This window comes from Flectobacillus sp. (assembly GCF_049240685.1).
Lineage (GTDB): Bacteria > Bacteroidota > Bacteroidia > Cytophagales > Spirosomataceae > Flectobacillus.
The window spans coordinates 1-13889 of the sequence record NZ_JBMLSD010000336.1 but is presented as its reverse complement, the minus strand read 5'-3'; the positions used below and the strand labels follow the sequence as shown (position 1 = coordinate 13889).

The window sequence follows — 13889 nt, the reverse complement described above, 5'->3', positions numbered from 1 at the left end:
TTTTTGTTTTTAGGCACAAGGCAACAGGTACAAAGGAAAGAGTGTTAATTTTTTTTAGTAACAATAGAAATGTTTTTGTCGACTGCCGATGGCCGAAAGCTTTAAAGTTAAATAGGAGTCATCACTAAGGTAGGGTTTTGGTGAATGAACAAATTACTAATGATAAAGATTTGAATCCTAGCAGTAGAGCTGTCATGAATGCGCCTTAAACAGAGTAAAAATTTTCATTAAAAAAGCGGTCGGAAAATAACTTTCGACCGCTTTTTTAATGAAAACCTAAAGAAAAATCTCAATTTTAAGATTCGGGATGATTCATGATTTTTAAACAAAGCCTAACGAATCATCCTAAGTTAATCATTCGAGATAACGAATATTTTAGATATTGATATTTTTCTTATTGAGGATTCTGAACAACCACACCATTTGTGTTATTGATTTCATCCTGAGGAATCAAGAATATCCATCTCTTGTCGCCAGCAGGTACATCCATTACCCCGTTTGTATAGGCTGCATTATGGTTACCACCGTTACGGTTCAAGGCAGCGTTTGTACGTTTTAAGTCATAGAAACGGAAGCCTTCACCCCAAAGTTCAACACGACGTTGAGTCATGATTTCTTCGATTAAGGCATCGCCTGTCTTCGTCGATTTTACATAAGAAGGGTCACGATTAACAGCCAAAGGATAAAGAGCCTCAGCAGCAGCAGCATTGTTTCCTGAGCGAGCCAAAGCTTCAGCCTCAATCAAATACATTTCGGCCGCACGCATATATGGCACATCCCCGATACTTAAACTTGCATCTGCAACTCTAAATTTCTTTGGATGGTAGGCAAATCTGTTGAAGTTAGAAGCAGGAAGAGGGAAATCAACGGTGTTTTTGCCGGTTGGGTCCCACAATTTCTTGCGAATATCAGTATCAGAAATTTTATTGTAAAGTACCGAGAACATCACCTTTGGAGTTGAACGAATAGCCGTTGAACTAAAGTTGTTCGACATATAAGCAAAGAAAGAATAGAAGTAGTTGGTCTGGTCTGCTACAATTCTCGATGCCCACATCCATTCAGCATTTGAATAGTTGTTGAAACCACCTAGATAGTCTGTATTAGACATCAAACTAAATCCTGTTCTTGCTTCCTTCGCTAAGGTAGCGGCGTTAGTCCAGTCTTGTTGAGTAAGCGCCACACGCGCTTTGATACCTTTGGCTACATTGACATTGAAGTGAGACTTATCCAAACGAGTATAACCTGAAAACAAAGCAATTGCATCGGTTAAGTCTTTGTTTATTTGCGTATACACCTCAGCAACAGTAGCACGTGGTGTTGGGGTAGTTTTTGGTTCGAGCACCAACGGAACGCCCAATCCATTATTTGCAGCACCAGCCACGAAGCGTTCGCCAAATAGCTGTACCATTTGGAAATATGCCCATCCACGGTAAGTTAAAGCCTCTGCTTTGATGGCATTTTTATCTGCATCAGTACCTTCTGCTTTATCAATGTTCGCAATAATCATATTGGCGTTACTGATAATCATATAGTAGAAAGTGTAGCTATAGTAACAGATAGAGCTATTGGCAGTACGGTGACTAATCCATTGATATTCATTTCTCAAACCTGCATTCGAGACGTTAGGGAATACAAGGTCTTCGCCCATGATATCTGTGTATAGCATGTTACCCGACTGTCCACCTTGAGGCTGAACACTAAAAATTTGTGAGTACATCAAACGGTGAATACCGTTCAAGGCAGCCCAAGCATTTTTAGTTGTTTTAAAAGCATCTACTGTAGCAACCTGGTCTGTAGGTGCTGTTTCGAGATAATCCGATTCGCACGCAGATAATGACAATACCGTCATTAATCCTAGAACGCCTTTTTTTAGTATATTTTTCATTTGCTTTTTTCTCTTTTATGAATATTTCCTAATTAAAAACCTAAACGAGCACCAATTGACATAACTCTGTTGAAGTTATAGGTGTTGTCTACTGTACCATTGAATGAACCAGTTACGTTCATTCCTTTTCTAGCTGACAATAAGCCAAGGTTTTCGCCTGAGAAATAGACGCTTGCATTTTTAGCACCAATTTTAGCCAACCAGTTTGAAGGGATTTTATACGTAAGTGTTACGTTATTCAACATTAAAAAAGAAGCATCCGTTAAGTATCTTGAACTACCGCCAGTTTGGTTCGTGATGTTTCCGTTATCAAAACGAGGAACGTCTGTTACATCACCTGGTTTTTGCCAACGTCTCAATGCATCTACATGTAATGCGTTACCATAAGTACCGCCATGCATCAATGAACCGTAAGCCGAGTCATATACCTTGCCACCTAGTTGGTAGGTCAATTGTACGCTCAAGGTAAAGTTTTTGTAAGAGAAGTTGTTGTTCAATGAACCATATACATCTGGAATAGAAGATGTACCATTATAACGCTGATTAGCTTCAGCCAAAACAGTTGTAACAGTATCAGCACCAATTACTTTACCATTCGTAGTCAAGATGTTTGTTTTGTATAAAGCATTACCAGTTTCAGAATCAACACCATAGAATTGACGCAAGTAGAAATCATAGATTGAATGACCAACACTATACCCTTTTGAACCAGAGATAATTAGAGGTTGATTGTCTGGCATCTTTGTGATTTGGTTCTTCAAAGTTGTTGCGTTGAGTGTTGCTGAATATTTAAAATCACCAGTATTGATAATATCACCCGTCAATTGTAATTCAAAACCTCTATTGTAAAGATTACCAATATTCTGTGGTGTTGTAAATCCACCAGAGGTTGTACCTCCAGATGATAAAGGAAGAGGCACATTAAAGATCAAACCATCTGTTTCACGATTAAAATACTCAATGCTACCAGACAATTTACCCTTAAACAAACTGAAATCAACGCCTAAGTCAAAGTTGTTTGCTGTTTCCCAAGTCAAATTTGGATTTGGAATAGATGCTTGAGTAAATCCTGGCTCTGCGTTGTTATTTCTTCCTAAATTGTATAGGGCTTGATATGGGTAATACAAAGAGTTGCCATTGGCATCGTTGAGACGGTCATTACCTACAACACCATAAGAAGCTCTAACTTTTAACAAATCAATCCATTTTACATCAAAGAAATCTTCTCTCTCGATATTGTAAGCACCACCAACTGACCAGAAGTTAGCCCAACGTACAGCAGGAGCGAAACGAGAGTTACCATCACGACGGATAGAAGCATTCAGAATATACTTTTTGTCAAAGTCATAATTAGCTCTAGCAAAGAAGCTTTCTAACGTATAGTTGTCTTCATAAGACGATACCCCCAAAACTGTAGCAAAGTTTGGTAGTTCGGTAATTCCGTCAACAATAATTCCTGAACGAGAACCCGTCAAATAGTTATATTTATATGTAAAGTTCTCATGACCTCCCAATACATTAATATGATGTTTATCAAAGGTTTTGTCATATTCCAACAATTGGTTCCAAGTATAGTTGGTAGTACGGTACAAGTAGTGGTACGCGCGACCTGCTGGAGCACCATCCCCAATCGTTGGGTTATCGTAAGTACGGTAGTGTGTATCTTGCAAATCAAAGCTCAAGTTTGTTGTAGCTTTCAAAAATGGTAAAATAGTGATTGTAGCAAAAGTACGTGCACCTATCAAACCACGGATTTGGTTACGTTGATTTAATTCATTTTCCCAAATTGTATGACGACCACTAGAGTTTGGTCTTGAGTCTCCCATGTCATATACCTTGTTTCCATTGGCATCCAATACGTAAGCACCTGTTGTTGGGTCATGTTTGTAAACAGGATAAATAGGAGCCATAAAACGTGAAATAAAAAATGGGTTGATGAATGAAGAACCACCATCCGAACCAGCATCGATATTTGCCATGCTGTACGAACCATTCAAGTTCAAGCCAGTTTTCAACCATTTTGTAGCTTGTGTATTTACACTAACACGGCCTGTAAAGCGCTCAAAGTCAGATTTTAATAAATAACCTTGTTCTTTTGTATAACCTAATGAAACAAAATAGTCGGACTTACTAGTACCACCATCATAGTTGATGGTATAGTTTCTTCTGCTTTTTCCACCTTGCTGCACTGCATTTGCCCAGTTCAAATCTTCTGGATACAACAACTGTGCATTAGGATTTAGTTGACCATTTACGTCAACAATTTGATTGGATGCAACATTGAATGGATTATAACCACCCAATAAATTGTAGATACCGGCATAAGTTCTACCGCCGTAAGAAGTTGTCAAACCCGAAGCAATACTGCTAGCAATATCTTGTGGTACTTTTGATGAACCGTAAGCCAATGTATTACGATATACTTCCCACATCAAAGGATAGTATTGTTGAGCACTCACTGTTTCGTACTCAGGTAAACCTCTTGCAATCACACCGACCGATGCACTAACATTGAAGTTGTTACGTCCTTCTTTACCTTTTTTAGTCGTAATCATAATTACTCCATTGGCACCTCTCGAACCATAAATTGCAGTTGTAGCAGCATCTTTCAAAACTGAGATAGATTCGATATCGTCTGGGTTCAAGGTAGATGTACTACCATTAAAAGGTACACCATCTACCACATAAAGCGCATTGTTTGATGCCGAAAGTGAACCAAATCCTCTTACACGAATAGTTGGTTCAGAACCCGGAGCACCACCAGATAACGTAGCCTGAACCCCTGGAGCAGCACCTACAAGGGCGTTCATTACGTTTGCCACTGGCTTAGTTGCAATTACGTCTTTACTAATTTGCGCCGACGAACCAACGTGAGTAGATTTATTGACTGTACCATAGCCAACGATAAGTACTTCGTTCAACATTTGCGCATCCCCTTCAAGCGAAACATTAATAGTTGTACGGTTTTGGATTTCAATTTCTTGTTTGGTGTACCCTACAGATGAAATAACTAGCGTGCCATTTCCATTGGCAGCGATACTAAATTTACCATCCTTATCGGTGGTAGTTCCTTTAGTAGTACCTTTTAGTACAACTGTAACACCGGGCAAGGCTGTACCATCTTCTTTCGAAGAAACAACCCCCTTTACGGTAGTTTGAGCTTGGGCATAGCCACAAGTCAACACAAACAGAAATAATACGAGAAAGTTTCGTAAACGATTACTCATTTTTCGTGTGTTTAAGTTAGTTGATAAAGAAAATACAAAAATTAGCAATTGAAGATATCTATGAAAAGTACCAAAAATAATGAAGTTTGATAGGTAGCTGAGGTTTACCGAAAAAATTAAGTATGGTGTTTTTTATAAATATCAAAATAAACTTACTGCTCTGTAAGTAAAAGGCAGAAACTTTATTGCTCGATGGTAAAAGTAGCGGATTTTTTACTAAATCTTTACATTTAGATAATAAAAATTGTTCTTGAATGGTGCTTTTTACTAAATTTTACTTCTATTGTTTTTTTGAATGATACTGGTTATCCTGATTTTTCGTCACTTATATTCATAAAAAAAGCCTTAATTCAACGGTCTACAGATGTTGAATTAAGACTCTTATAAACTTAATTTTGTCTTATTTTGGTTTGCTAAAATATTGTTTTGAATATTGGTAAAATACTAAATTATTATTCGCCTATTTGCGATTTGTATAATATAAATCGTGCTTCAATCACTAATAACGACTCAGTTATCAAGTCGCATAGTTCCAGAATTTCGGCTTCTGAAAATAGAAGAAAGAAATGTTGTAATGGAGTTTTGAATAATAACTCTTTTCCGTGTGAACTTGCGTACTCGTAGAAGCCAATTTTTTTCTCCATTACAGCTTTAAACTGTTTTAGCTCTTCTAAAGAAAGTGCAAAAAGTAAATTTTTGTAAGAAAGGTTATATTGATTGCAACAGGTGCAATGGCTGACAAAGGCATTTTCTTTTTCTAGGATGCTTTGGGTTTGATGTTCTTGATGACGCATGATATATACGTTTTTGTTTTTTTAATCAAAATTTACTTCGATAGGTATTCACAATAATATCCTATTCCTTTTAGAGCAGTGCTGATGCACTGTGGGTTTATCAACTCTTCAGACATGACAGATAGCGCATGATTAAAATCTGAAAAATCAATACTAAATGATTTGATTCCGAGTGGCTTTAAAGCTTCCCAGACAGATTGTATGCCAATGGGCGATTGTATATCTGTTCTAAACATTAAGATATTCATAGCTATATTGTTTTTGTTTAACTATTTGATTAATAGATAGTTGATTTGTTCCTCAGTTGAATGATGTGACAAATATATTCTATTATTTAGAATCATTCCAAATAAAAACGTCAAATTATTTGTATTTAGTCTAAATAAATAATAATTTTGTTTCACCAAAGCAGGCATAGACTGATGTTAATTCAGCACTGGGGCTTTGTTGAGTAGGGCTTGCGGGCACACCAATATTTTGAAAACTCTCAAATATTTTTTATGATGAAGTACATTTATTATTCTTTGATGCTATTGATGTGTTCGTATATATCAATGGCACAAAACGCTGTATTGAAAGGTCAGGTCAAAACTAAAGAAGGAAAACCCGCCGAATATGTGAATGTAATTTTGCGCGGGACTAATAAAGGCGTTGTTACAAATGAGTCTGGTAATTTCGAAATTCAAGGGATTAAGGCAGGAAACTATATCGTTCAAGCTAGTTTTGTGGGTTTGGAGGCCGTTCAACAAAAACTAAATTTGAGCGCAGGACAAACGTACGAAATTTCTCTTACCTTACCCGAAAGTGCCAAAGAGCTACAGGAAGTTATTGTGAATTCTAATCCAAGTAAATATGTAACTGATTATCCTTCAATATCTTTAAGATTAAAAACCCCTTTACTCGAATTACCTCAAAACATCCAAGTTGTTACAAAGCAATTATTACAAGATCAACAAATTTTTGATATGCTCGAAGGGGTAACACGTAATGTAAGCGGTGTTACTCGCCTCGAGCATTGGGACAACTACGCCCTACTAAATATGCGAGGCTCTCAGATTGCGGCTTTTCGTAATGGGATGAATGTACAAATGGCTTGGGGGCCTCTTGTCGAGGACATGAGTATGGTAGAGCGAATTGAGTTTGTAAAAGGACCAGCTGGATTTATGCTCGCCAATGGCGAACCCGCGGGATTTTATAACGTAGTAACTAAGAAGCCAACAGGTATTACTCGCGGGGAAGTAACTGGAACAATTGGAAGTTTTGATACTTATCGTACAACCTTGGATTTGGACGGAAAGCTGACAAATGATGGAAAATTACTGTATCGTCTCAATATCATGGGGCAGTCGAAGGGCTCGCATCGTTTGTTTGAGCACAATAATCGAGTATCAGTGGCACCAGTTATCAAGTACCAAATTTCTCCCAAAACTTCTTTGACCGCTGAGTATACTTATCAATATAACCAAATGTCGATGATTGGATCCAATTACTCTTTTTCAAAAAAAGGCTACGCCGATTTACCAGCAAGTTTTACAACGGCTGAGAAAAATATGGATCCAACAAATATCAATGACAATACCATTTTCCTAACTTTTGCGCATGCTTTTAATCCTAATTGGAAGTTTACAGGCCAAGTGGCTTATATGAATTACAGCCAAGTAGGACAGTCGATGTGGCCTTCGGGTTTTTCTGCCGATGGTGATACACTTTATCGCAAAATGTCAATCTGGGACGTACTGGGTCAAAACAAATTGGGGCAATTTTTTGTAAATGGAGATTTCAAAACAGGCTCTATCAAACATCTTTTGCTTGGAGGAACCGATATCGGTTACAAAGATTATTATCATGATTTTGTGGCGGCAAAAGACATTACCCCATTGGCAATTTACAATCCACAATATGGTATTACTCCCGAGTCGGTATACCCTGTGTACGACAGAAGTAAAGGCTTGAAAGAACGTGGCGTTCATTATTATCAGAAATACTATGCATTTTATGTACAAGATGAAATTCATCTAATAGAGAATAAACTCAGACTGACCTTGGCTGGGCGCTATACATCATCCACCGATGGAAATCCTTATGCTGGCGAAGCCGTTGGCAATAAATTTACGCCACGCGTGGGTTTGAGCTATTCACTCGACAAACATACTTCGGCCTATGCGGTGTTTGATGAAGCGTTTATTCCTCAGGCAGGGGCAGGTCAAAATGGCGCAAGTTTTAAGCCAATCACTGGAAACAATAAGGAGATTGGCTTGAAAAGAGAATGGCTCGGAGGATTGTGGACTACCTCGGTAGCGGCATATAATATTACTAAAAATAATGTACTCACTGCCGACCCGAGTAACCCTAACTTCTCGGTGCAATTAGGACAAACTCAAACGAAAGGGGTTGAGTTTGACCTTCGTGGACAAATTCTTCACGGATTAGACCTAACCCTAAACTATGCTTATACCAACGCAAAAGTCACTAAAGATACCAATCCCCAAAATGAAGGTGTCGACGTGCCAGGTTCAACCAGAAATATAGCCAATGCTTGGTTGTCGTATAAGGCTACCAATGGAAAACTGAAAGGCTGGGGCCTTTCGTTGGGAGCGCAATACCAAAATGGCCGTTCGTCTTGGTATGTATTTGACGGAACAACACAACCTTTGAAAGATTATTTCAAAATGGATGGGGCTGTTTCATACCAAATCAATAAGTTGTCGTTTGCCCTGAATATCAATAATTTACTCAATGCCTATTTGTATTCGGGGGCATATTATAATTGGGGTGGTTTTTACTATTACCAAACAGAAGCACTGCGTAATGCTCGTTTGACCGTAGGGTATAAGTTTTAATTATGGAGGCATCCTTCCAATAGGAGGGATGCTCTTTTATTGATTATGGATTTAAAATTTTTCTTTCATGAATTTTAAAAAACTTATCGGAAAAGTTCATTTATTCTTGGGTTTGACTTCAGGGATTATTGTTTTTATCATCAGCATAACGGGTTGTTTGTACGCTTTTCAGGAAGAAATACAAAACTCAATAGAGAAGTTTCGCTTTGTAACACCCCAAAAAACAGCCATACTGCCTCCTTCTCAATTGCAGCAAATAGCCACAAAAACATTACCTACTAAGCATTTGCATGCGATTATGTACGGAACTCCTGACCAATCTGTGCAAGCGATATTTTATCATTTTGAGCCGTATCACTATTTTTTAGTATATATCGACCCATATACTGGCGAAGTATTGCATGTAAAAGATATGTCAAAAGATTTTTTTAGATGGGTGCTCGACGGGCATTATTATTTGTGGCTGCCTCCCAATATTGGGCAACCTATTGTTGCCTCAGCAACTCTCGTATTTTTTGTGCTGTTGATTACAGGAATTATACTTTGGTGGCCCAAAAATAAAAGTGCCGCCAAACAACGATTTTCTATAAAATGGAATGCCCAATGGCGTCGAAAAAATTATGATATTCATAATGTCCTTGGGTTTTATTCTTCTTGGATGATAGTTGTATTAGTGATTACGGGCCTAGTGTGGGGATTTCAGTGGTTTGCCAAAGGTGTTTACTTAGGAATTGGAGGTAAAAAATCTCTCGAATTTGTTGAGCCTTTATCAAAAAAAGTACCTACAAATAATTCCGAAAAAAATGTTGATAGTATTTGGAAAAAAGTTTTACTAGATTCTCCGAACGCTGTTTCGGTTGAGGTACATGTTCCTGAAACTGATTCTTCGGCGATTGCAGTAAATGTTAATTATAAAAAAGGGACATACTGGACAACAGACTATCGTTATTTTGACCAATACACCCTAAAAGAGCTTCATGTTTCACATTTGTATGGCCGTTTTGCAGATGCTACGGCAGCAGATAAGCTATTCAGAATGAACTATGATATACATGTTGGGGCTATTTGGGGAATAACCGGGAAGGTTTTTGCCTTTTTATTAAGCCTAATTTCCGCTAGTTTACCTATCACAGGTTTTATGATATGGTGGGGTAGAAAAAATAAAAAGAAAGATTTTTCTGATAAAAAAAATCCATATAAACAGCTAGTGGTCAAATAGATACCTTTTAGAAAAAAATATTTACAGTTTAAGAAAAGCCTACCTCTAATCCTTTATTTCGCTTGCGAAAAACCTATCTATTTATTTTGGGTAGGTTTTTTTTTATCTTGTCAAAAAATCTTAAAACTATGTCTCACATAACATTTCCCGAAAAAACTATTCTGATTTGCGATGGTAGCAAGTGCGGAAAACATAAAGAACTGCGAAAGTTCTTTAAGGAGTCTATCAAGGAGCATGGACTCAAGGATAAGATTGAAATTGTAAAGATTGAATGTACAGACCGCTGTAAGCATGCCCCAATAGTCTGTTTTCAACCACAAAATCAATGGTTGTCTGAGGTTAGTATTTGGCAAGCAGATACACTTTTCAAAAAATTTATATTAGAAAAGTAATATTTAAAGATAGGAATGAAACATAAAAATCTGTAAGAGCACTTTGGCTTCCCGCCTAAAAACTCAAACTTAATATTATGTATTAGGCAACAGGCACAAGGCAAAGAGTAAGTAAAGAGACGTTATTAGTTAATAGTATATCAGTTATTGTAATATATTCATAATCAAAAGGTTATTCTCAACTTTTACCTTTGAGTCACTTTTGATTTAATCTTTCCTGCTAATAACTTATTAAATTGTATTAAAGTAAAGTTTTTGCCGAATGCTCAAAGCTGAAAGTCTTAAGCCGTAGGCAAAAGGTCTTTATAATTTCATGAAAAATGCTTCTTTTCTTTAGCTTACTGCTTACTGCCTAAAGCCTATAGCCTATTATAGCCTAGTATAGCCTAAAAAACTAAATTTTATTTTGCGAGATAACTTAATAAAGGCCTATCGGGGATTCTGCGGTTTTATAGGACTAAAATTTTAAAGTAAGGATATATTCAGAAAGCAAATCAGTAAGGCAAAATATAATTTAGGTTGTGTGCTATAGGCACAAGGCAAATCGTATAAAATTGTTTTTTATCTATTTTTGCCTAATGCCTATGGTTTACAGCCTAAAACCCATCACTGATAAAATTAAAATATTTGTAAGTACTAAGTGTTGATAGTTAGAGCTTTACATTCGTAATTCACAACTCATCATTCAGCACCAATACTTGTACAGAATCCCCAATTGACCTTTGGAATTACTACTGTATATAGTTGGTACGTTTGCACAGACGCAATACAGCATTAATTCGCGCTTGCACTTCAAATGGATTAAATGGTTTTTCGATAAAATTATCGGCTCCCAAGTTCATACATTCAATACGATCTTTACTTTCGGAGCTTGCTGTGAACATTAGAATAGGTAGAGTGGAAAAAAGGTGACTTTGGCGGAGTTTTTTAATAAGCTCTTTTCCATTCAATAGAGGAAGATTTAATTCGGTTATTAGGAAATCGATGTCTGCACCCGAATTCAAATAATCAATGGCTTCGTAGCCGTTGCTTTTCTGAATAATGTCAAACTCTGTTCCTAAAAAATGGTCGAGGATAACTTTCGTAGAATCAGACTGATCTACAACAAGAAGTTTCTTTTTTGAATTCATCACAATAATGGCTGGTAAAGTTAAGGATAAAATACTTAGATACTCTTGAGCCTCCTTATCAGTGGTACTGCAAGAATATTGATTTTATCGCAATAATCATGCCTTAAGTGAAGAAAATATGATTTGTGTTTTAAATTGTGATTAAAAATTTTAAAAAACATCAAAAATATAATCGCAAATTATCTAGTTTTTTAAAGTCAAATACAATCCTTCAGGTCTTTGGGCGTCATCGTTCCAGCGCTTGAGCGAGTCTTTGGAAAATAAGTATTCTTCTAGAAAGTTGATTTCTAGGTAATTATAGGTTTTGTCTTCTTTCAAATTTCCTACGCTTTGTTCAACAATCGGAATCCAAGTCCCAGAATTGAAAAATGCCTTATTTTCATGAAATATTTGCATAGGGTTGTGGGTATGCCCCATCGTAATTACTTCTAACTCTGGATATTTTTTAAAAATTCTTGGAGCTTCTTGCGATAAGTCGTCGGGCTCTTTGAGATTGAAGATTCCTACAAACTGACCTATTATATAGGATAAAACCAAAGTACCTAAGTTTTTCAAGAAACCAAGATTCCCCCAATCTCCTTTTAGGTTGATATTCATGATATCCTTGTACATCAAAAAAATAGTGAGTGCCACTGGTAGCATGATTATGCCAATGAAGGTTAGCGCTTGTCCAAATACATAAGCAAAGGCTTTTTTATCAACAAATTTTAATAATGCCAACATTCTTTTGGTAAGAATTTCGATGGCCAAAGGAAATCTTTCCTTTAAGAGAATAGCGAGAATATTGCTAGTTGGACGGATATTATCAAGAAAAGGATAGGCAATTTCTATACGGTTGAGCAGGTATCTATTGATAAATGAACCCAATGGTAACCTTAGCTGTCCACTCAGATTACCCTCCAAGGTAGGTGTTCCAACCACATGGGCGTATTTGTCATATCGATGCCCGTGTTCAATGTAGAGTTTTTTGTTAATAATAACAGCGTCTTGAATAAACGATATTTTACCTAAGATTAATCTGTTATGCATAACGGCAATTTCGTTTAGTTTTAGGGAAAAATATTCCTGCACCTTTTCCCAGTGCCATTCCAAATCATGATTTCCTTTTATAATCAAGAGCTCTTTGTTTGGACAACTCAGCCATTCGGTTAAAGCTAGAAATACCTTTTGGTGACCTGCCATAACTTTTTCTAATTTCCAGATACATTTAAAATCATCAGTCTTGAACCCATAAACCTTTTCATCTTCGCTAAAACTAGCTTTGAGTTCCTCGAGGGTTCTTTGAATATGAACTTTTTGTAAAATATTTTGCCATTCCATATAATCAAAATGCAGAACCTCGGCTTCTGTAAAAATGACTCTTAGGAAATCGATAAAATCGCCATTTATGACAAGGGTGGCGGCCTCGTTTTGATATTTGTTTAGATGAAACTCAATCCAACGATAGAAGGCATCATCCGCAAAAAAGTTTTCTGTTCCTGCAATCATTCCAGAAGGTTCTTTTCCCCGGGCGATATGCAAATCGCTGATAACTAAAAAATGTGCTGCAGAGGTGTTGAGGTTCTCTACTTGATGTAGCTCGTTTGGTAAACTATATTGGAGTGCCATGGTATATAAATTTTCTTAAATTTCTTGAAAAAAAAGAGCAAAAAAAAATTGGTTTTAGACTTTTCTAAAACCAATTTTTTCCGAATCGATGTTAAATGTAAGCTGTAGGCATTCGGTAAAAGCTCTCTATTATTTCATAAAAAACACCTTTATTTTTTAGCTTATGGCCTAAGACCTATATTCTATGGTAAGTAGGTGAACAAAATTGGATTTAGACACAAGGCAACAGTCACGAGGCAAAGAGTGTTAAAATGTTTTTTTTAGTAACAATAGATATGTTTTTGTCGAATGCCTATGGCTGAAAGCCCTACGACCTATGCTCAAAAATTAATTTTTATTTTGCGTGCTAACTTAGAGAATATGAATGTAATCATATATTTATCACAAAATCTAATTGCATTCGTATTACAAAAGTTAATGTAAGATACCACCATTTTATTCACTCATAGCACTAGTTAATTTGGAGCTATTGGGATATCGTATTTTTACCAAAAAATGTAATACACATCTGGCACCCAAAGAACAAATATTAATTACTTAAGTTAGTACGCAAAATAAAGTTTAAGATTGTGCTTTAAGCTTTCAGGTATCGGCTTTTGGCAGTGGGCTATGGGAAAAATGTATGTCCGTGGTCGTTAAAAATATTTTAGCACTCCTTGCCTTGCGCCTGTTGCCTTGTCCCTAAAACACAAAACTTAAATATAATTCAGCACGATTACTTATTTACCTGCACTAATTGCCAGCAATTCTTTATCATGATGATTTTTTACTTCTATCTTATTGTCGAAAAGCAT

General features: G+C 36.6%; 9 protein-coding genes. 3 read left to right on the top strand and 6 right to left on the bottom strand.

Going from position 1 to position 13889, the window contains the following annotated elements; translation table 11 throughout:
* Nucleotides 1-394: 394 nt before the first annotated feature.
* From ACOVQ4_RS15190 to ACOVQ4_RS15175, 4 genes are all read right to left on the bottom strand, one after another.
* Complete coding sequence (locus ACOVQ4_RS15190) at nt 395-1885, bottom strand: RagB/SusD family nutrient uptake outer membrane protein (RefSeq protein ID WP_421821479.1); 1491 nt, start codon at nt 1883-1885, stop codon at nt 395-397.
* 32 nt (nt 1886-1917) lie between these two features.
* The gene (locus tag ACOVQ4_RS15185; RefSeq protein WP_421821478.1) at nt 1918-5112 is read right to left on the bottom strand and encodes a SusC/RagA family TonB-linked outer membrane protein; all 3195 of its coding nucleotides are present in this window, start codon (nt 5110-5112) and stop codon (nt 1918-1920) included.
* A 452-nt stretch (nt 5113-5564) separates the two neighbouring features.
* Nucleotides 5565-5906: a DUF6686 family protein gene (locus ACOVQ4_RS15180; RefSeq protein ID WP_421821477.1), complete on the bottom strand. Its 342-nt coding sequence runs from the start codon at nt 5904-5906 to the stop codon at nt 5565-5567.
* Nucleotides 5907-5938: 32 nt separating this feature from the next.
* Nucleotides 5939-6154, bottom strand: a complete 216-nt coding sequence (locus ACOVQ4_RS15175) for a hypothetical protein (RefSeq protein ID WP_421821476.1) — start codon at nt 6152-6154, stop codon at nt 5939-5941.
* Nucleotides 6155-6406: 252 nt separating this feature from the next.
* Between ACOVQ4_RS15175 and ACOVQ4_RS15170 the strand changes: the two genes are divergently transcribed.
* The 3 genes from ACOVQ4_RS15170 (at nt 6407) to ACOVQ4_RS15160 (ending at nt 10357) form a co-directional block, all read left to right on the top strand.
* Entirely contained in the window at nt 6407-8746 is a 2340-nt protein-coding gene (locus ACOVQ4_RS15170) for a TonB-dependent siderophore receptor (RefSeq protein WP_421821475.1), read from the top strand.
* Between the two features lie 67 nt (nt 8747-8813).
* Complete coding sequence (locus tag ACOVQ4_RS15165) at nt 8814-9965, top strand: PepSY-associated TM helix domain-containing protein (RefSeq protein ID WP_421821474.1); 1152 nt, start codon at nt 8814-8816, stop codon at nt 9963-9965.
* 128 nt (nt 9966-10093) lie between these two features.
* Nucleotides 10094-10357 (top strand): (2Fe-2S) ferredoxin domain-containing protein, encoded by a 264-nt coding sequence (locus ACOVQ4_RS15160; protein ID WP_421821473.1) that lies wholly within the window; start codon nt 10094-10096, stop codon nt 10355-10357.
* 731 nt (nt 10358-11088) lie between these two features.
* Here the strand turns inward: ACOVQ4_RS15160 and ACOVQ4_RS15155 are convergent.
* Both ACOVQ4_RS15155 and ACOVQ4_RS15150 read right to left on the bottom strand, forming a co-directional pair.
* The gene (locus ACOVQ4_RS15155; RefSeq protein WP_421821472.1) at nt 11089-11487 is read right to left on the bottom strand and encodes a response regulator transcription factor; all 399 of its coding nucleotides are present in this window, start codon (nt 11485-11487) and stop codon (nt 11089-11091) included.
* Nucleotides 11488-11670: 183 nt separating this feature from the next.
* A complete protein-coding gene (locus ACOVQ4_RS15150; protein WP_421821471.1) occupies nt 11671-13095 on the bottom strand; it encodes a hypothetical protein in 1425 nt (474 codons plus the stop codon).
* Nucleotides 13096-13889 lie beyond the last annotated feature (794 nt).